Origin of the sequence: Nonomuraea sp. NPDC049758, from assembly GCF_040674635.1 — a bacterium.
Classification (GTDB): Bacteria; Actinomycetota; Actinomycetes; order Streptosporangiales; family Streptosporangiaceae; genus Nonomuraea.
This window is the reverse complement of the sequence record NZ_JBFAMZ010000010.1, coordinates 303,615-322,626: the sequence shown is the minus strand read 5'-3', so window position 1 is coordinate 322,626 and position 19,012 is coordinate 303,615. Positions and strand designations below refer to the sequence as shown.

Genomic DNA, 19,012 nt, shown 5'->3' with positions numbered 1-19,012 from the left:
GGCCATGGGCCGGGGTCCGACCTCCCCTATCCGAGAACAGCAGGGAGCCGAACGCCATGACCGGGCACGACAGCGGGGGATCGCTCCACCGCGGACTCAAACGACGCCACATGACCATGATCGGGCTCGGCGGCGTCATCAGCGCCGGCCTGTTCGTCAGCAGCGGCAAGGTGATCGCCGACACCGGCCCGGCGGCGCTGGTCGCCTACGCCCTGGGCGGCCTGATCGTCGTCCTGGTGATGCGGATGCTCGGCGAGATGGCCGCCGCCCGGCCCTCGGCGGGCTCGTTCGCCGACTACGCCCGTGCCGCCCTCGGGCCGCGCGCCGGGTTCCTGGTGGGCTGGTGCTACTGGCTGTTCGCGATCGTCGCGGTCGCGTTCGAGGGCGTGGCGGGGGCCAAGCTGCTGCACTCCCTGTCCGGCGCCGTCCCCGTGCTGCCGACGGCCGTCGCGCTGCTGGCGGCGCTCACCGCGGCCAACCTGGTCTCGGTGCGGCTGTTCGGCGAGACCGAGTTCTGGCTGGCCTCGGTCAAGGTCGTGGTGATCGTGGCCTTCCTCGCCGCCGGGGCGCTGTACGTCCTGGGGCTGTGGCCGTCCGGCGGCGGCGCCGGTCTCAGCGCGCTGACCGGGCACGGCGGATTCGCCCCCAAGGGCTGGGGAGCGGTCATCACCGCGCTCGTCACCGTGCTGTTCTCCTACTTCGGGGCGGAGATCGTCACCATCGCGGCCGCCGAGTCGGCCGAACCCGCCAAGGAGGTCGCGCGGGCCACCCTGCGGGTGGTCTGGCGGGTGCTGATCTTCTACGTCGGCTCGGTGCTGGTCATCCTGGCGGTCGTGCCGTGGAACCGCGTCCCGGCCAACGGCGCGGACAGCCCGTTCGCGGCCGCCATCGCCGAGCTCGGCGTCCCCGGCGCGGCGACCCTGATGACCTGGGTGATCCTGGTCGCGGTCGTGTCGGTGATGAACGCCGCGCTGTACGCCGCCTCGCGCGTCCTGTGCGCGATGGCCGCCCGCGGCGACGCTCCGGCCGCGGCGGCGCGGGTGCGGGCGTCCGGGGTGCCGGCGCACGCGCTGCTCGGCGGCGGCGCGCTCGCGCTGGCCCTGATGGCCGGCGCGTTCGCGGTCGGCGACGACGCCTTCGACCTGCTGATCAACACCGCGGGGCTGCTGGTGCTGCTGCTCTACGTCTTCGTGGCGCTCAGCCAGCTCCGGCTGCGCCGCCGTATGGAGGCCGAGTCGCCCGAGCTGCTGCGGCTGCGTATGTGGGGCTTCCCCTGGCTGAGCCGGGTGGTGGTGGCGCTGCTGGTGCTGGCGTTCGTCGCCGTGGCCTCGTCCGCCGAGGCGCTTCCCGTGGTCGGGGCGGTCGCCGTGGCCGTCGGCGGCACGCTGCTCGCCTACGAGATCAGATCCCGCCGCAAACGGCCCGCCGACGCGGTCGCCTGAACGGCGGCCGGTCGGCGGCCGTCAGCGCAATGAAGGTCGCCGACCGGCGCCGCCTCCACCGCGGCCCGTCGCCGTCGAGGCACGCCCGCATGACGCGCTCGTCGGCGGGGGCCGGCGACGAGGTCGACGACACGACCACGGCACGAGGGGCCCGACTCCGCGCCGGCATCGGACGTAGACCTTCGAGCGTCGCGACTGCGCCGAAGTAGTTCGTCGCGAGCAGCCCGGTCGTGCCGCCCCCGGCGACGGCGAGCACCGCGTCGACGGCCCCCGCCCCGCTCAATCTGGCCAGGTAACAAACTGACAAACCATATAGAACTTGCGAATTTTCGCAATTCGTATAACACTTATCTCGTCAAGGCAGGCATGAAGGCGGGGGACAGTGTGAGCGAGGCGTTCGCTGCGGCGATCCGGCGCCGGGTGGATGAGGCGGCCGGCGCGCTGCGCGCGGCCGAACAGGACGGCGACGCCGACGCCGCCCTGGCCGCCGCCGGTGGGCTGGACGAGGTGCTGCGGATGGCCCGCGCACACGGCGTCAACACCGACGAGAGCCCCGGCGCGGACCCCGGCCCGGCCCGCGGGGGAGAGGAGGCGCGCTGATGTCCGTCCCCCTGTACGAGGCCAAGGCCGAGCTGTTCCGGCTGCTCGGGCATCCGGTGCGGATCCGCGTGCTGGAGCTGCTCCAGGACGGCCCGATGCCGGTGCGCGACCTGCTGGCCGAGATCGAGGTGGAGCCCACCGGCCTGTCGCAGCATCTGGCCGTGCTGCGTCGCTCGGAGCTGGTCACCGCCCGCCGCGACGGATCGACCGTCGTGTACGCGCTGTCCGGCGGCGACGTGGCGGAGCTGCTGCGCGCCGCCCGCCACCTGCTGCAGGCCAAGCTCTCCGGCCGGCACGCCCTGCTGAACGAGCTGCTCGAGTCGGAGGCCGGCGAACGGTGACCTCAGTGCTCCGGGCGGGCTGGGCCCGTCTGCGTCCCGTCCTGCCCGGCCGGGCCGATCTGGCCGCGTTCGGCCGTCATCCGCGCCGCGACCTGCTGGCCGGGCTGACGGTGGCCATCGTGGCGCTGCCGCTGGCGCTCGGCTTCGGCATCTCCAGCGGGCTGGGCGCGCAGGCGGGGCTGGCCACCGCGGTGGTGGCCGGCGCGCTGGCCGCCGTCTTCGGCGGCTCGGCCCTGCAGGTGTCCGGCCCGACCGGGGCGATGACGGTGGTGCTCGTCCCGATCATGCACGCGCACGGCGCCGCGGGCGTGCTGACGGTGGGGCTGCTGGCCGGGCTGTTGCTGCTCGGCCTGGCCCTGGCCCGGGCGGGCCGGTTCATGATGCTGGTGCCCGCGCCGGTGGTGGAGGGGTTCACCCTCGGCATCGCCTGTGTGATCGGCCTGCAGCAGGTGCCCGCCGCGCTCGGCGTGCCCACGCCTGCGGGTGACAAGGTGCTGGCCGTGGCCTGGCAGGCGGTACGCGACTTCGCCGCCCGTCCGAACTGGGCCGCCCTCGCCATGGCCGCGGCGGTCGCGGCGCTGATCCTGGTCGGCGGACGCCGGCGGCCCGCTGTGCCGTTCTCGCTGCTCGCCGTCGTCGCCGCCACGCTCGTCGCGGAGCTGGCGGGGTTGCCGGTGACGCGCATCGGCGCCCTGCCCGCGGGGCTGCCCGCCCCGTCCCTGGAGTTCCTGGACGTCGGCGCGCTGAGCTCCCTGGTCGCCCCCGCGTTCGCCGTGGCCGCGCTGGCCGCGCTGGAATCGTTGTTGTCGGCCGCCGTCGCCGACGGCATGAGCGTCAACCATCGGCACGACCCCGACCGCGAGCTGTTCGGCCAGGGCATCGCCAACCTGGTCGCCCCGCTGTTCGGCGGCGTCCCGGCCACCGGCGCGATCGCCCGCACCGCCGTCAACGTGCGCGCGGGCGCGTCCTCCCGGCTGGCCGCGCTCGCGCACGCCGCCATCCTCGGCGTCATCGTGTTCACCGCCGCCGGCCTGGTCGCCCGCATCCCGCTGGCGGCCCTGGCCGGGGTGCTGCTGGCCACCGCGGCGCGGATGGTCGAGGTCGGCTCGGTGACGTCGATGTTGCGCTCCACCCGGGCCGACGCCGTCGTCCTGGTCTCGACCGCGGTCGCGACCCTCGTCCTCGACCTGGTCACCGCCGTCATCCTCGGCCTGATCGTGGCCGGGGCGCTCGCGCTGCGCGCCATCGCCGGGAACGTGCGCCTGGACACCGTGCCCCTGCAGGCCGACCTGCCCGGCGACCACGACGCCGAGGAGCACGAGCTGCTGGCCGAGCACATCGTCGCCTACCGGCTGGACGGGCCGCTGTTCTTCGCCGCGGCGCACCGCTTCCTGCTGGAGCTGTCGGAGGTCGCCGACGTCTCGGTGGTGATCCTGCGCATGTCCCGCATCACCACGATCGACGCCAGCGGCGCCCTGGTGCTCGGCGACGCCGTCGCCCGCCTGGAACGACGCGGCATCACCGTGTACGTCTCCGGCATCCGGGACGGCCACCACCGGCCGCTGCGCGCCCTGGGCGCGATCGCCCGCCTGGACGAGGCCGGCCAGGTGTTCGCCTCGACCCCGGAGGCCATCGCGGCGGCCCGCCGCCATCTCCACCGCACCGGCGTCCTCCCCGCCCCCATCGGCTGACCGCCGGCGAAGGCGAGGCGGGCAGGTGGTGCCGCGATCAGTAGCAGTACCAGGAGAAGGCGTTGCGCTCGTCGTGGAAGGCGGCGTGGGACAGGCCCGCGCCGTGTTGCCGGCGGCACGCGTCGTGCATGTTGATGCCGTGCATGGTGCCGTCCACGCCGACGCAGCGCCAGCTCCAGACCGACTTCGGATTCTGGGCCACCGAGTTGAGGTGGCCCAGGCTCTGGCAGTACGCGTGCAGCCGGTCCAGGCCCGGCTGGCCGGTCGCGGGGCCGGCCGCGTGGGTCGCCTGGGCGGGCGGCGCGGTCGGCCGCCTCGCACCTCAGGCAAGCGGCCGGGCCGGGGTGTCCAACAGCGGCTCGGACGGACCCGGACGGACTCGGCTGGCACCGTCCCTCCGGTACCGCCTCATTCGGAAGTCTGGTCCAGCAGGCTCTGGGCCAGGCGGCGGACGGCCGTGCGCAGCTCCGGCGGCGACACGATCGTGAACGGGAAGCCGAGCCCGGCGAGCATGGCGGCCATGCCGTCCAGGGACTCGGCGCGCATCCGCAGCAGCACTCCGTCCGGGGTCTCGGTGAGCGTGGCCACCGACGGCGGGACGCGACGGGCCGCCTCCGCGAGGGGCACGCCCAGCACGACCTCGACGAGGTGCGCGTACGGCACCCGGGTCAGCGACGCGGTGACCTGCCGCACCGGGTCGGACTCCGCGGGGATCTCGTAGGAGGCCGTCCCCGGGACGACGGAGGAGATCCGGTCGAGGCGGAAGGTGCGCAGCTCGCCGGACAGGTGGTCGAGGCCGGTCACGTACCAGCGGCCGGAGTGGAAGACCAGGCCGTGGCCGTCCAGTTCGCGTTCGGTGGTGGCGCCCTTCCAGGAGCGGTAGCCGAGCGTGACCCGGCGGCGGTCGCGGATCGCGGCGGCCAGGGTCAGCACGGCCCGGCTCGCGGGCGTCCGCGCCGCGCGGGCGGCGAGGGTGAAGTCGAGGGTCTCCTCCAGTGCGCCGGCCTGCTGCCGCAGCGTGGCCGGCAGCACCCGCCGGATCTTGGCCAGGGCGGCCTCGGTGGCCTCGGCGGCCAGGCCCAGGCGGCGTCCGGCGAGCAGGCCGAGGACGACGGCGGTGGCCTCGTCGTCGGTGAGCATCAGCGGCGGCAGCTTGTAGCCGGGCATCAGCCGGTAGCCGCCGTACCGGCCGCGCTCGGCGGCGACGGGGATGCCCAGGTCGGCGAGCCGGGCGGCGTAACGGCGGACGGTCCGTTCGTCCACGCCGAGCCGCTGGGCGAGGTCGCGGCCGGCCAGCACGTGGTGGGCCTGGAGCAGTTCGAGCATCGCCAGCATCCGGGTCGCCGGATATGACACAGGTCACCCTCTTTATCCGGGCGGGTTCTGTCCGCTTTCGGCTTTAGCGTAGCGACATCGGCTCACTTGGAAGGACGACGAGATGGCGAACTACGTGCTGGTACCCGGTTTCTGGCTCGGCGCCTGGGCCTGGGACGAGGTGGCGCACGAACTGCGCGCCGCCGGTCACCAGGTGCGGGCGGTCACCCTGACGGGGGTGGCGGAGCGGGCCGGCGAACTGTCACCGGAGGTCGGCGTGGAGACACACGTCGCCGACATCCTGGCGGCGATGGACGGATGGGACGAGGTCGTCCTGGTCGGGCACAGCGGGGCGAACGTCCCGGTGACCGCGGTCGCCGACCGGCATCCCGAGCGGCTCAGCCGGGTCGTCTACGTGGACGCCGGGCCGCTGCCGTCCGGGGCGGCGGTGATCGACTTCAACGACGAGAACACCCAGAAGGCCTGGCGCGCCCAGGTCGGGGACGGCCACGCGCTCGACGTGCCCGCCTACGAGCAGGGGGCGGGCAAGTTCGCGGGCCTGACCGAGGAACGATGGGAGCAGATCCGCGCGAAGGCGACGCCCCAGCCGTGGGGCGCGGCCGTGCAGCCGGCGCAGCGGCCGGAGCGGATCCCGGCGACGCCGAAGACGTTGGTCGCCTCGACCATGCCGGTGGCGCTGATCCGCGAGCTGATCGACTCGGGGAACCCGGCGTTCGCCGCGCTCGGCACGCCCGAGTGGACGTTCGCCGAGCTGCCGACCGGCCACTGGCCGATGTTCTCGCGGCCGGCCGAGCTCGCCGCGCTGCTCTGACGTCCGCCCGGGCGTTTCTGCCGGAAGGGGCGGGGTCAGCGCGGGTTCCCGCGGACGGGGGCCTGCTCGGGCGGGCGCGGCGTGCCGTCCAGGTAGGCGAGGACGGCGCGGACGCGGCGGTGGCCGGAGTCGTCCGGGGCCAGGCCGAGCTTGGCGAAGACGTTGCCGATGTGCTTGTGGACGGCGTTGTCGGAGATGCGCATGCGCTCGGCGATGGTGGCGTTGTCGTGCCCCTGCGCCATGAGGGCCAGGGACTCCCGCTCGCGGGCGGTGAGGGCGGCGAGGGGGTCGTCGGCGCGGCGGGCGAAGAGCTGGGCGACCACTTCCGGGTCCATCGCGGTGCCGCCGGCCGCGACCCGCCGCAGGGCGTCGACGAACTCGGCCACCCGGCCGATGCGGTCCTTGAGCAGGTAGCCGATGCCGCCGCGGCCGTCGGCGAGCAGTTCGCCGGCGTACTCGCGCTCGACGTACTGCGAGAGCACCAGGATCGGCAGCGCGCCGTGCTCGCGGCGGGCCCGCAGCGCGGCGTGGATGCCCTCGTCGCGGAACGACGGCGGCAGCCGCACGTCGACGATGGCGATGTCGGGACGGTGCTCGGCGACGGCGAGCAGGAACGCCTCGCCGTCGCCGACGACCGCGACGACCTCGCAGCCCCTGGCCGCCAGCAGCAGCTTCAGCCCACTGGCCAGCAGGACGTTGTCCTCGGCGATCACGACCCGCAAGGGGCCTCCTTCGACGGTCACGACGCGCACGGCATCCGGACGGCGAGCGTGGTGGGGCCGCCCGGCGGGCTGTCGAGGCGCAGCGTGCCGTCGAGGGCGGCGACCCGCCGGCGGATCCCGGGGATGCCGGTGCCGCGCGCCTCGTCGGCGCCGCCCCGGCCGTCGTCGGTGACCTCGATGGACAGCACGTCGCCGGCCCGCTCGATCCGCAGGGACGCCCGCGTGGCGGCGGCGTGCTTGGTCACGTTCGTCAGCGCCTCGGCGATCACGTAGTACGCCACCGTCTCCACGGACGGCGGCAGCACGCCCAAATCGGCGAGCTCGAGGCGGACCGGCACGCTCGACCGGGCGGCCAGCGCCGTCAGCGCGCCGTCGAGCCCGCGGTCGGCGAGGATCGGCGGGTAGATCGTCTGGAGCACCGCGCGCAGCTCGGCCATCGCCTCCTCCGCCGTCTCGTGTGCCTCCTGGAGCAGCAGGGCGACCGTGTCCGGGTCGTCGGCGAGCGACTCGCGGGCCAGGCCCAGGTGCATGGCGATGGTCACCAGGCGGGCCTGCGTCCCGTCGTGCAGGTCGCGTTCGATGCGCTGGAGCTCCGCGCCGTGGGCGTCGACCACGCCGACCCGGCTCCTGGTCAGCACGTCGACCCGCTCGGTGAGCCGGTCGCGGGCCGACGGCGCGAGCAGCGTCAGGGACAGCCGGGCGTGCAGCCGGGCCAGCGCGGGCAGCCCCCACCAGGCCGCCGCGCCGAGGACGACGATCTGGGCCGCCCCTCCGGCCAGCGCGGTCGCCCAATCGTCCACGGGGACGTCGAAGAACGAGAACAGCGTGGGACGCGCGTCCGCCGGGAACGCCTGCCACGCGACCATCGCCACCGCGGCGACCACGATGTTGCCCAGGCACAGCAGGGCGGCCAGCCCGAGCGGGAATCCGGTGGCGACGTGCGCGAGCGCCCAGGCGAGATCCCGCCGCCCGCCCGGCACCCCGCCGCCCGGGACGCCGAGCAGCCGGCCGGCCCGCCGGCGGTGCCAGGCCGCCCAGCCCCGCCCCGCCGCCGGCGCGAGCAGCACCGGGAGCGCGAGCGCCGTGGCCACGGCGGTGGCCAGCGCGCCCAGCAGGTAGGCCGACCCGGACGACAGCCGGGACACCGAGCCGGACGACAGCCAGGACGTCGAACCGGAGAACAGCCGGGAGACCGAGCCGGGGAGAGCGCGGTCACGCATGCGTACCTCCTCCTGACCTGCGTACCGGGGCACCAGTATCCCGTCACCGTCCGCGGCCGGACACTACAGCGGGCTGTACCAAGGGCGTGCGGCCGGCTGTATCGTGCCGGGCGTCCGGCCGGAATAGCGTCCCCGGCCATGAAACCGACACGTGTGCGGCCGCTCGGCCGTCTGGTCCCGGCCCTGGCCCTGATCGCCCTGTCCGTCGCCGTCGCACCCCCGGCCGGAGCCGATGCCGGCGCGCCCGCGGCGACCGGCCGGAAACCCCCGGCGCTCGACTGGAAACGCTGCGCCCTGGGCCCGGACGACGCCGTCGGCAGGCAGCTCGACCAGGCGGGCGCGCGTTGCGCGGAGCTCGCCGTCCCGCTCGACCACTCCAGGCCGGGCGGCCGCACCATCAAGCTCGCGCTGTCCCGCATCCCCGCGACCGACCGCGCCCATCGCATCGGCGCCCTGGTGCTCAACAGCGGCGGCCCCGGCGAAAGCACGCTCGGCATGCCCCTGCGGACACGCGCGGCCATGAAGGACGTCGCCGCCCGGTACGACGTCATCGGCCTGGACCCGCGTTTCGTCGGCCGCAGCACGCCGCTCGACTGCGGCTGGCCCATCGGCCTGTGGCTGCGCTCGGCCGGCTCGACCCGCGCCCGGTTCGACCACCAGGTGGCGGTGCAGCGCGACCTGGCCGAGCGCTGCGCCCGGCGGCACGCCGACGTGCTCCCGTACGCCAACACCCGCGACACGGCCCGCGACATCGACCTCGTGCGCCGCGCCCTGGGGGAGCGCCGGATCTCCTTCCTCGGCTACTCCTACGGCAGCTACCTGGGCGCGGTCTACACGCAGATGTTCCCCGGCCGCACCGACCGGGTGGTCCTGGACAGCGCGGGCGACCCGGGCACGTGGGGCCCCAGGGCGATGCAGGGCACCGAGGACGAGGCGGACCGCGCGCTGCGCGCCTGGGCGTCCTGGGCCGCCGGACGCCACGGAACCTACGGGCTCGGCGCGACCCGCGCCCGCGTGCTCGCCACCGTGGACACGATCGTCGCCGCCGCGGAGGAGCGTCCGCTGCGCGTCGGCGCGTACGAGGTGGACGACCAGGCGGTCCCGTACCTGCTCTCCGTCGGCTCCGCGAACGACCGTCCGGAGGCGCGCGCCGAGTTCGCCGCCACCGTCCGGACCCTGAACGAGGCCGCGCACGGCCGCCCGGCCGAACCCGGCGCCGAGCTCGCCGGATTCCTGGCGTTCGTCCTGACCAGCGCCGGTTCGCCGCTCGCGAGCCCGGCCGCCGCGATCACCTGCGGCGACCGGGCCGCGCCGGGCGACCCCGACGTCTACTGGGACGACGTCCAGCGCAGCCGGGCGCGCCACCCGCTCTTCGGCCCGGTCAAGAACAACATCTGGCCCTGCGCCTTCTGGCCGGACGAGCCGCGCGAGCCGCTCACGCACGTCGCCAACCCCACCCCCGCGCTGATCGTGTCCGCCACCGGCGACACCGCCACCACCTACGAGGGCAGCAAGGCCATGCACCGGGCGCTGACCGGCTCTCGCCTGCTCACCCTGCGCGGCGCCATCGCCCACGGGATCTACGGCGAGTACGGCAACGCCTGCGTGGACGCCAAGGTCAACGCCTACCTGGCCACCGGCGCACTCCCCGCCACCGACCAGACCTGCCGCCCCTGACCGGCCCGCCAGTGGGGGGCCTGGGAGCGCACGCGTCGGCGCCGATCGCCGCGTCCGGGCGGCGATCGGCGCCTTGTGGTTCGCCGCCCGCGTTAGCGGCCTCTCACCCGTACCTCCGCCAGGGCGAGCGGGTCGGTGCCGGAGGAGAGCTGGATGCGCACGTGCCGGCCGGTGGTGCCGGCGGGCAGTTTGACCGTGCTGGGCCGGCCGGCCTGTTCCTGGACGTGCACGGCGGTCACGCCCGGCGTCGTGCGGGCCGCCTCCAGGCCGTCGGCGGTGATCGGCTGCTCGGAGGACATCACCCAGTAGTCCCGCAACCGTTCGGCGCAGCAGTCGGTGCGGTTCCAGATCTCCACGCTGTCCAGCGCGGCCGAGGCCCCCAGATCGACCTGCCACCAGGCTTCCCTGGCCGGTTCCTGGGTGTGGGTGACCGAGCCGTTCCAGAAGCCGCCGTCGGTGTTGCCGTCCACGGCCCGCGCGGCCGGGGCGTCGTAGCCGGTGCTCTGCTGGGTGGCCGGCTTGCCCTGGGCCAGGTTCGGCAGCACCACCGAGACGGGGATCCGGTACGCCGCGCGCAGCCGTCCGGACTTGAGCGTCGCCTGGATCCCGAGCGCGGCGGGCTCGGCCCCGGGCGGCACGGTCACGGTGACCGGCACCTCGGCGCTCGCCCCGGCGGCCAGGTGGCCGATCCGGGTGCTCGCCGGGGTCACCGTCCAGCCGTCGGGCGCGGCGAGGGTCAGCGAGGCCGCGCGCAGCGGCGTGGAGCCGGGGTTGGTGACGGTCACCTTGCCGGTGAGGGTCTCACCGGCCTGCGCCTGCTCGGGCAGGTCGGTGCCGAAGCGCGGCAGGGCCGTCACCCCGGGCGTCTCGATCTTGAACGAGTAGGCGTACTGCCCGGTCTCGGCGGGCGTGGTGACGACCACCCGGCCCTGCTCGTCGCGCTGCCACGGCAGCGGGCCGGCGTCGGAGCCGAGCAGCGTGATCCGCGTCCCGGGGCCCGCCGGCACGTCCGCGCCCAGCGTGAGCCGCTCGCCCGGCCACTTCAGCGCGGTCGCGTAGAGGACGCCGTCCTTGGCGGTGTACCGGACGTCGTCCGGGCCGCCCTTCTCCTCGGCGCGCGTCCAGTACGTGGTGCCGTACATGGCCTCGCCGTTGACCTTCAGCCAGGAGCCCATGTCCAGCAGCCGTTCCCGCTGCACGTCGGGGATGGTGCCGTCGGCCTTCGGGCCCACGTCCAGCAGCAGGTTGCCGTTCTTGCTGACGATGTCCACGAAGGAGTCCACGAGCTGGTCGGAGGTCAGGTAGTCCTCGATGGGCTCGTTCTGGTTGTAGCCGTAGGAGTGCGCGATGCCGCGGCTGGCCTCCCACTTGACGGGGTCGATGTCCGGCTTGACGGAGTACTCGGGCGTCTGGAAGTCCAGCTCGTGGCTCTCCAGCGCGCCGCTCTCGATCTTGCACCGGTTGGCGACCGCCACCTCCTTGCCCTTCTTGGCCGCCTTGTTGTAGTAGTCGGCGATCACCCCCGCGGTCTGCCACTGGGCGGCCGAGCGGTCCCACTGGCCGTCGCACCACAGGATGTCGGGGTCGTAGCCGTCGATCAGCTCGCGCATCTGCGGGAGCATGTAGTCCTTGACGTAGTCGCCGCTCTGCGGGGCCCCGGTGTAGGGCACCGGCTGGCCGGTGTACGGGTTGGTCGCCGGGTGGCCGGTGAACAGCGGGTTGTACCACTCCATGAGCGAGTAGTAGAAGCCCGCGCGCAGCTTCCCGTCGGCGCGGGCCGCGGTGAACAGCTCCTTGGCCAGGTCACGCTTCGGGCCCAGCGCCATGGTGTCGCGCTCGCTCACCTTGCTGTCCCACAGGGCGACGCCCTCGTGGTGCTTGGAGGTGAGGACGAAGTACTTGGCCCCGGCGTCGTTGAAGAGCTTGACCCAGTCGGCGGCGTCGAACTTCTCGGCCTTCCACTGCTCGGCGAAGCGGTCGTAGGCGAAGTCCGGCCCGTAGGTGTCCCGGTGGTAGCTGTTGGTCGCGTTCCCGGGGGAGTTCATGTAGTACCAGTACCACTCGGCGTAACTGCCGCGCGGGCCCCAGGCCGGGACGGAGTACGCCCCCCAATGGAGGAAGATGCCGAACTTGTCGTTGTTGAACCACTTAGGGGTCGGGTGACTGTTCAGGGATTCGACGGTCGGCTCGTAGGGGCCGTCCGTAGCGGCATGAGCAGGAGCGGGAAGACATCCGATGACACTGAGCATGGAGACGGCGAGAAGTCGACGTAAGCGGGCCATGTCCACTCCAAAGCGGTGAAGAGATTGGAGGAAAGGTAGCCCGATCTTTGTTCTCCCGGCAAGAGCTGCACGGAGATTCATCCGATGTCTGCTTGGGGAGGCGCAGCTGTCAGAAGTAGTCCGCCGGCCAGTGCGCGGCGTTCTCCGCGCCCACCACGGGGCCCGGGTCGCCCAGGATCGCGCGGGCCATCCCCGTGCGGTCCCGCTCCCGGACGACGCTCGCGAACAGGTGCGGCAGGGCCGGCTCGGCCCAGGTCAGCCTGGCCCTGCCGGTACGGACGCCGCGGGCCGTCGCCTCGGCGGCCAGCGCGGAGAGCACCCCGGGCAGGTCCCCTGCCACCTCCAGCACGTCGAGGACGCCGCCGTCCCAGCGCACGGCGGCGTACCCGGCGTCCCCGGCCAGCAGCTCGACCGGGTCGCCGTACCAGATCGGCAGCCGGTCCCGCCAGTGCGCCTCGTCGCGCACGGCGGTCAGCGGACGCCGCGCGTTGTGCCGCTCGTACACCTCCCTCAGCACCGCCGCCTCGCCGGCCGGGATCCTGCGCAGCGCCCGCCCGGCCGGGCCGGTCCGGCGCAACGGGCCGGACACGGTCCGCAGCTCGAAGCCGGTCCACTCCTTGTAGACCCCCGGCGTGCCGGTGAACAGCAACGACCAGGCGCAGCCGTCGGCCGCCATCGCCTCGGCCGCCAGCGCCAGCAGCCGCCGGACGTGCCCGCGCCCGCGGACCGACGGATGGGCGGCGACGTTGGCCACGCCGCCGGCCCGCACCTCGCCGCCCAGGCCGTCGTGCAGCCGGCGCGGCAGGTAGTACACGCAGGCCGACACGTCGCCGGTCACGAACGTCCTGCCGTACCGGCCGGGGTCGGTCTCGTACAGGGGCACCACGTGCGGGGCGTCGAAGCAGGCGGCCCACAGCGCGTAGAGCGCCTCCCGGTCGCCCGGACGGGCGGTGCGCAGGGACGTCATCCCATCCTCCCCAGCAGCTCCGGCGTCACCTCGTGCGCCAGCGGGACGCCACCGGCGTACCGGGCGATCTCCTCGACCACCACCCGGCCCTGACGGGCCCGCCCCGAATCGGTGCCCGCCGCCTGGTGCGGGGTGAGCAGCACGTTCGGCAGCGCGCGGAACGGGTGCCCGACCGGCAGCGGCTCCTCGTCGAAGACGTCGATCGCCGCGTCCAGCCGTCCCGGACGCAGCTCGGCCAGCAGGGCGGCCTCGTCCACCAGCCACGACCTGGCGGTGTTGACCAGCCCGGCGCCGTCGGGCATCAGCGCCAGCTCCCGCGCCCCGAGCAGGTGGCGCGTCTCCGGCAGCGCCGGTGCGTGCACGGCCACGATCCGGCTGGTGGCCAGCAGCTCGTCCAGCTCAACGGCACCCTCGTGGTACGGGTCGGCGACGGTGACCTCGGCGCCGAGCGCGCGGACGAGGTCGAGGTAGGCCCGGCCGGTCCTGGAGGCGCCGATGACGCCGATCCGGCAGCCGAGGATCTCCCGCCTGGCCGGCGCCCGCTCGGCCGCCTCCCACGGCCGGCCGCCGCGCAGGGCGTGGTCGAAGCGGTGCACCTGGTGCAGCAGCGCCAGCGTGAACGTCAGCGCCACCTCCGCCACCGACCGGGCCATGGCCGCGCCCGCCTGCGTCACCCGGACGCCCCGCGCCCACAGCTCGCCGGTGACGAACGGCTTGACCGTCGCTCCGGTGTGCGCGACCAGCCGCAGCCCCGGCGCCCGGTCGAGCAGCTCGGCGGTCAGCGGCGGCACGCCCCACGAGGTCACCAGCACCTCGGTGCCGGGCAGCGCCTCGGGCAGCGCGCGGTGGTCGTCGAGCAGCCGCACGTCCCCCAGGGCCAGCAGGGCGGCGGGGTCGGGGAAGAACTGCGCGCGCAGCGGCGGCGGGACGCTGACCAGGACGCGCACGGCGGAGTCAGCCGAGCCAGGCATCGCGGTGCTCCGCCACGAAGTCGTCGTCGGTCAGCCACGGGTAGGCGGCGCTGACCCGGGTCAGCTCCTCGGCCTGGCCGGGGGAGAGGCCCTCGTCCGGGTCGAGGCACCAGGTGCCGGCCAGCAGGCCCTGCCTGCGCAGCACCTCGTGGACGCCGGCGATGCAGCCGGCGAAGGCGTTGGCGCTGTCGAAGACGGCGGCGTTGGCGTCGGTGAGCGCCGTGGCCCGGCCCCACCACCGCGCCGGATCGTCGCGCAGGCCGTCGACCATCTCCACCGCAGCCCGCGTCCACACCGCCCACTGGCCGAGCAGGCCGCCGGCGAAGCGCAGGCCGCCGGGCAGCTCGGCCAGCAGGTCGCCGATGATGTGGTCGTCGTTGCCCGTGTAGAGGGTGACCTGGTCGGCCCGGTCGGAGGCGGCCACGCCGTGCGCCACGTCCAGCGAGCGGTAGCGGTCGAACGCCGCCACCTTCACCGCGACCGTGGAGGGCTGGTCGGCCAGGGCCCGCCAGAAGCCGCGCGACAACACCGGCCCGCCGATCGCCGCCTGGAGGTAGAAGCCGACGACCGGCAGCACCTCGCCCACGGCCCGCGCCCGCGCCAGCAGGTCGTCCTCGGAGGCGCCGGGCACGACCGGCGAGAGCAGCACGGCGTCGTACCCGAGCGAGGCGGCCAGCTCGGCCTCGGCCACCGCCTGCGCGGTCGGCCCGCACGCCCCGGCGACCAGCACCGGCCGCTCCCGGGCGGACTCGCGGGCGGACTCATGGGCGACGTCGGCGGCCAGCCGGAGGACCGGCTCCAGCAGCCCGGCCCCGCGGATCCCGAACTGGGTCGTGTGCACGCCCACGGCCAGGCCGCCGGCCCCAGCCGCCAGGTAGTACCGGGTGAGCGCGGCCTGGCGGCGCTCGTCCAGCGTCCGGTCCGCGGTGAGCGCCAGCGGGTGGGCGGGGATGACGGTCCCCGCCCGCAGGCGCGACAGCGCGGGATTCGGCGTGGGCATCAGAATCTCCCGTCTCGTACGGCGAACTTGGTGGGCTTGCCCGACGTCGGCAGCCCGGCGGCCAGCCAGTCGGCCTGCCAGTCGACCAGCGTGCCCAGCGGCACGTGCGGGTAGCCGAACAGGCGGTGGCACAGCGTCGCGTCGTTCAGCAGCGCCGTCGCGGCCTCCGCGCCCTCGAAGGACACCGGCGTGCCGAGGCGCGCGCCGAAGGCGGCGGCCACCCGGCGCACCGAGGCGGTCTCGGGGCCGGTCAGGTTCAGCGTGAACGGCGTGCCCGCCGTCGCGTGGGCCAGCGAGCGCAGCACGACCTCGTTGGCGTAGCCCTGCCAGACAACGTTGACGTGCCCGGTCGTCACGTCCACCGGAGCGCCGGACAGCACCCGCTGCCCGATGTCGGCCAGCACGCCGTACCGCAGGTCCACGGCGTAGTTGAGGCGGACGATCGTCACGGCCGTGCCGCGGGCGGCGGCCGCGTGCTCGAAGACGCGCTCGCGGCCGAGGCAGCTCATCGCGTACTCGCCCACCGGCCCGACCGGGTCGCCCTCGACGCTCCCGCCGGAGGACAGGGGCACCAGCGGATAGACGTTGCCCGTGGACAGCGCCGCGACGCGCGCACCGCCGTACCGTTCGGCGACGCGGGCGGGCAGGGCCGCGTTGACGACCCAGGCCAGGTACGGCGCGGCGGACGTGCCGAACTTCGCCCCGACCATGAAGACCACGTCCGCGGCGTCGGGCAGCGTGCCCAGGTCGCCGTCGAGCAGGTCGAAGGGGACGACGTCCACGCCGTGCCCGGCGAGGGCGCCGGCCGCCGCGCGGTCGGACCACCGGGAGACGGCGAAGACGCGGTCGGCGCCGCGCCCGGCCGCGTCCAGGCCGCGCCGGGCCAGGCGGCACAACGTGGGCCCCATCTTGCCCCCGGCGCCCAGCACGACCAGGTCGCCGGAGCCGGCGGCGAGGTCGGCGACGAGCGACTCGGACGGGCGGGTGAGGTGCTCTTCCAGATCGTCGACGGAGGTGAACATCAACCCTTGATCCCCGACATCGTGACTCCTTCGGTGAAATAACGCTGGCCGACCAGGTAGGCGGCGAAGATCGGTACGAACGCGACCGTGGCCCCGGCCAGCACGACGCTGAGCGGGACGTTCTCCGTCTGCAGGGAGGCGATGCCCACGGTCAGGGTGCGCATGTCGGCGCCGCCGCCGATGATGAGCGGCCAGAGCAGGTCGTTCCAGTGCCACAGGAAGACGAAGACGCCCAGCGTGGCCAGGATCGGCTTGCACAACGGCAGGACGATCCTGATGAAGATCCGCCATTCGGAGGCGCCGTCGAGCCGGGCCGCCTCGAACAGCTCGTCCGGCAGGCCCATGATGAACTGCCGCATGAGGAAGACCGCCTGCGCGTTGGCGAGCGTCGGCAGGATCAGCCCCCAGTACGTGTCCACCCCGCCCAGCTCGGCGATGAGCATGAACGTCGGGATGAGCGTCACGTGGTAGGGCACCATGACCATGGCCAGGAACGACCAGAACATGGGCTCGCGGCCGGGGAAACGCTTCTTGGCGAAGGCGTATCCGGCCAGCGAGGCCAGCAGCAGCACGGCCACCACGCTGACGACGGAGTAGATGAGCGTGTTGACCGTCCAGGTGACCAGGTCGCGTCCGCCCAGCACCTCGCCGTAGGCGCTGAAGTCGACCGGCCAGGGCAGCATGCTCTCCGGGAACGTCACGGCCGTGCCCGGCTTCAGCGACAGCACGACCATCGCGTAGAACGGGAACAGCGTGACCGGCGTGGCGACGGCCAGCAGGACGAACCTGGCCACCTTCCCGGCCCTGGTCGGCTCCAGCGCCTTGTACGAGCGATATGTCGTCACTTCGACCTCCCGATGATCAGACGCTGGACGAGCGCGACCACGAGGGTCATGACGAACAGCGCGACGCCGATGGCGCTGGCGTAGCCGAAGTCGAAGTTCTTGAACGCCTGCTCGTACAGGGCCATGACCAGCGTGAAGCTGCCGTGCGCCGGGCCGCCGCCGGTCATCACGTAGACCAGGTCGAACACCTGGAAGGAGTTCGTCGTCTCGATCACGGCGACGAAGAACAGCGCGGGGCGCAGCTGCGGGGCCACGATGTAGCGGAACCGCTGCCAGGTGGAGGCGCCGTCGGTGAGCGCGGCCTCCTCCAGCTCCCGCGGCAGGTCCTGCAGCCGGGCCAGGACGATCAGCATGCCGTACCCGAACCTGGACCAGACCGAGACGATCACCAGGGCCGGGATGACCAGCGTGGTGGAGGCCAGCCAGGACTGCCCGGTGAGCTTGGTGATCGGCCCCTCGGAGGAGAACAGCCAGGTGAAGACCGTCCCGGCCAGGACCAGGCTGGTGACGACGGGCAGGAAGAAGACCGAGCGGAAGAAGGCCGCCCCGCGGAAGGCGCGGCGCACCAGCAGCGCCATGCCCACCGAGGCGGCCATCGACGCCGGCACGTACAGGATCGTGTAGATCAGCGTGATGCGCAGCGACTCCCAGAAGACGGGGTCGGCGGCCATCCGCCGGTAGTTGTCCACGCCGGTCCACTCCGGGCTGGCGCCGATGGAGGAGTCGAAGAACCCCAGCAGCACCCCGGCGACGGACGGGCCGAACCGGAACAGCAGGAAGAGCAGGAGGCACGGCAGGACGAACAGCAGTCCGGTCCGCGCCTCCCACCGCCTGACGTCGATCGCCGCCATCAGCCACCCAGCAGCGCGTCCGCGGCCTTGGCCGCGTCGGCGAGCGCCTGCTCGGGCGTCTTCTTGCCGATCAGCGCGGCCTGGATCTCGGGAGCCAGGACGCCCATCACGTCACGCGCCTTCTCGTGCAGCGGCCCGGCCGTGGTCAGGTCGAGCGCCTTCTCCACCTCGGCCTGCACCGGGTCGGCCGCGTACAGCGAGCCGGTGGACTTGCGCGGGGAGAAGTAGCCCGAGGCCAGGTCGTAGGCCTTGCTCGGGGCGGCGCCGGTGGCGAAGCCGATCCACTTGCCCGCCGCCTCCTTGTGGTCGGACGCCTTGAGCAGGGCCAGCGAGCCGACCGTGCCGTAGGCGACCTGCTTGGCGTCGGTCAGCGGCGGCAGGACCTTGATGTTCTCCTTGCCCCAGAACGACTCGACGTCGGCGGGCAGCTGCTGCCAGGTGCAGGCCACCTTGTTCTGCGCGGTCCTGGTCTGCTCGAACTTGGGCAGCCCGGTCAGCAGGTCCTTCTCCACGTAGCCGCCATCGGCCAGCTTCTTCAGGAAGGTCAGCGCCTTGACGCCCTCGGCGCCGCCGAAGGCCGCCGACTTGCCGTCGGGGCTGAACACGTCGCCGCCCGCCTGCCACAGCAGCGGGTAGAACGACTGGTTGAGGGTGGCGGCGGGGTCGGCCCAGTAGTTGGTGACGTCGACGTCCTTGGCCTTGAACTTCGGGGCCAGGGCGAGCACGTCGTCCCAGGTCTTGGGGAACTCGGTGACGCCGGCGGCGTCGAAGGCCTTCTGGTTGCAGACCAGCGGGTTGGCCGACATGAGGATCGGCGCGCCCATGACCTTGCCGTCGATGGTGACCGACTTCAGGGCGTTGTCCCGGTAGTCGGCCTTGTCGGCGAGGTAGGCGTCCACCGGCTCCAGCGTCCTGGCGTACTTGGGGAGCTGGTCGGGGATGAGGTAGACCACGTCGGGCGCCTTGTTGCCGGCGATCGCCGTGGACAGCGCCTCATCGCGCTTGGCCCACGGGTAGATCTCGACCTTGACGTCGATGTTCGGGTTGGCCGCCTCGAACGCCTTGGTCTGCTCGTCCCAGAACGCCTGGTGCTTGGGCTGGTCGGCGATGTTCGGGTAGATCCACATGGTCACGGTCTGCTTCTCGTCGCCTCCGGAGCCGCCGCCGCAGGCGGTCAGCGTGCCGAGGGCGGCCGCAGCGGCGGCCAGCGCGCGCAGTCGCATGATGGTTCCTTC

At 73.7% G+C, this 19,012-nt stretch carries 18 protein-coding genes; 6 read left to right on the top strand and 12 right to left on the bottom strand.

Features of this window, described 5'->3' with window-relative positions:
* The first annotated feature begins 110 nt into the window (after window positions 1–110).
* The 4 genes from AB0J46_RS27320 to AB0J46_RS27305 all read left to right on the top strand — a co-directional run bounded on the left by AB0J46_RS27320 (window position 111) and on the right by AB0J46_RS27305 (window position 4,074).
* Complete coding sequence (locus tag AB0J46_RS27320; protein WP_364336688.1) at window positions 111–1,442, top strand: amino acid permease; 1,332 nt, start codon at window positions 111–113, stop codon at window positions 1,440–1,442.
* Between the two features lie 384 nt (window positions 1,443–1,826).
* Window positions 1,827–2,042, top strand: a complete 216-nt coding sequence (locus AB0J46_RS27315; RefSeq protein ID WP_364336686.1) for a hypothetical protein — start codon at window positions 1,827–1,829, stop codon at window positions 2,040–2,042.
* Window positions 2,042–2,383, top strand: a complete 342-nt coding sequence (locus AB0J46_RS27310) for a metalloregulator ArsR/SmtB family transcription factor (RefSeq protein ID WP_352327141.1) — start codon at window positions 2,042–2,044, stop codon at window positions 2,381–2,383. The genes AB0J46_RS27315 and AB0J46_RS27310 overlap by 1 nt, the downstream gene beginning before the upstream one ends.
* The gene (locus AB0J46_RS27305; protein ID WP_364336684.1) at window positions 2,380–4,074 is read left to right on the top strand and encodes a SulP family inorganic anion transporter; all 1,695 of its coding nucleotides are present in this window, start codon (window positions 2,380–2,382) and stop codon (window positions 4,072–4,074) included. The genes AB0J46_RS27310 and AB0J46_RS27305 overlap by 4 nt, the downstream gene beginning before the upstream one ends.
* A gap of 37 nt (window positions 4,075–4,111) precedes the next feature.
* On the opposite strand, the gene AB0J46_RS27300 is transcribed toward AB0J46_RS27305, so the two are convergent.
* Window positions 4,112–4,276: a hypothetical protein gene (locus AB0J46_RS27300; protein ID WP_364336682.1), complete on the bottom strand. Its 165-nt coding sequence runs from the start codon at window positions 4,274–4,276 to the stop codon at window positions 4,112–4,114.
* 206 nt (window positions 4,277–4,482) lie between these two features.
* Window positions 4,483–5,430 (bottom strand): YafY family protein, encoded by a 948-nt coding sequence (locus AB0J46_RS27295; protein ID WP_364336680.1) that lies wholly within the window; start codon window positions 5,428–5,430, stop codon window positions 4,483–4,485.
* Window positions 5,431–5,512: 82 nt separating this feature from the next.
* Between AB0J46_RS27295 and AB0J46_RS27290 the strand changes: the two genes are divergently transcribed.
* Window positions 5,513–6,220 carry an alpha/beta hydrolase gene (locus AB0J46_RS27290; protein WP_364336678.1) on the top strand — a complete coding sequence of 236 codons (708 nt, stop codon included), beginning with the start codon at window positions 5,513–5,515 and terminating at the stop codon, window positions 6,218–6,220.
* 35 nt (window positions 6,221–6,255) lie between these two features.
* Here AB0J46_RS27290 and AB0J46_RS27285 read toward each other — a convergent pair whose 3' ends face one another.
* Window positions 6,256–6,942 carry a response regulator transcription factor gene (locus AB0J46_RS27285; protein WP_364336677.1) on the bottom strand — a complete coding sequence of 229 codons (687 nt, stop codon included), beginning with the start codon at window positions 6,940–6,942 and terminating at the stop codon, window positions 6,256–6,258.
* Between the two features lie 17 nt (window positions 6,943–6,959).
* Window positions 6,960–8,162: a sensor histidine kinase gene (locus tag AB0J46_RS27280; protein WP_364336675.1), complete on the bottom strand. Its 1,203-nt coding sequence runs from the start codon at window positions 8,160–8,162 to the stop codon at window positions 6,960–6,962.
* A gap of 138 nt (window positions 8,163–8,300) precedes the next feature.
* Between AB0J46_RS27280 and AB0J46_RS27275 the strand changes: the two genes are divergently transcribed.
* The gene (locus AB0J46_RS27275; protein WP_364336673.1) at window positions 8,301–9,839 is read left to right on the top strand and encodes an alpha/beta hydrolase; all 1,539 of its coding nucleotides are present in this window, start codon (window positions 8,301–8,303) and stop codon (window positions 9,837–9,839) included.
* A gap of 92 nt (window positions 9,840–9,931) precedes the next feature.
* On the opposite strand, the gene AB0J46_RS27270 is transcribed toward AB0J46_RS27275, so the two are convergent.
* The 8 genes from AB0J46_RS27270 to AB0J46_RS27235 form a co-directional block, all read right to left on the bottom strand.
* The gene (locus AB0J46_RS27270) at window positions 9,932–12,121 is read right to left on the bottom strand and encodes an alpha-L-fucosidase (protein ID WP_364336671.1); all 2,190 of its coding nucleotides are present in this window, start codon (window positions 12,119–12,121) and stop codon (window positions 9,932–9,934) included.
* A gap of 109 nt (window positions 12,122–12,230) precedes the next feature.
* Complete coding sequence (locus AB0J46_RS27265; protein ID WP_364336669.1) at window positions 12,231–13,088, bottom strand: GNAT family N-acetyltransferase; 858 nt, start codon at window positions 13,086–13,088, stop codon at window positions 12,231–12,233.
* Window positions 13,085–14,059, bottom strand: a complete 975-nt coding sequence (locus tag AB0J46_RS27260) for a hydroxyacid dehydrogenase (RefSeq protein WP_364336667.1) — start codon at window positions 14,057–14,059, stop codon at window positions 13,085–13,087. Before AB0J46_RS27260 ends, AB0J46_RS27265 begins: the two co-directional genes overlap by 4 nt.
* Window positions 14,043–15,059, bottom strand: coding sequence for a dihydrodipicolinate synthase family protein (locus AB0J46_RS27255; RefSeq protein WP_364336665.1), 1,017 nt, complete (start codon window positions 15,057–15,059; stop codon window positions 14,043–14,045). The genes AB0J46_RS27260 and AB0J46_RS27255 overlap by 17 nt, the downstream gene beginning before the upstream one ends.
* Window positions 15,059–16,081: an NAD-dependent epimerase/dehydratase family protein gene (locus tag AB0J46_RS27250; protein WP_364336663.1), complete on the bottom strand. Its 1,023-nt coding sequence runs from the start codon at window positions 16,079–16,081 to the stop codon at window positions 15,059–15,061. Before AB0J46_RS27250 ends, AB0J46_RS27255 begins: the two co-directional genes overlap by 1 nt.
* Window positions 16,081–16,926, bottom strand: a complete 846-nt coding sequence (locus tag AB0J46_RS27245; protein ID WP_352356047.1) for a carbohydrate ABC transporter permease — start codon at window positions 16,924–16,926, stop codon at window positions 16,081–16,083. Before AB0J46_RS27245 ends, AB0J46_RS27250 begins: the two co-directional genes overlap by 1 nt.
* A complete protein-coding gene (locus tag AB0J46_RS27240) occupies window positions 16,923–17,777 on the bottom strand; it encodes a sugar ABC transporter permease (protein WP_352356045.1) in 855 nt (284 codons plus the stop codon). Before AB0J46_RS27240 ends, AB0J46_RS27245 begins: the two co-directional genes overlap by 4 nt.
* Window positions 17,777–19,000, bottom strand: a complete 1,224-nt coding sequence (locus AB0J46_RS27235; RefSeq protein ID WP_352356043.1) for a sugar ABC transporter substrate-binding protein — start codon at window positions 18,998–19,000, stop codon at window positions 17,777–17,779. The genes AB0J46_RS27240 and AB0J46_RS27235 overlap by 1 nt, the downstream gene beginning before the upstream one ends.
* Window positions 19,001–19,012: the final 12 nt, after the last annotated feature.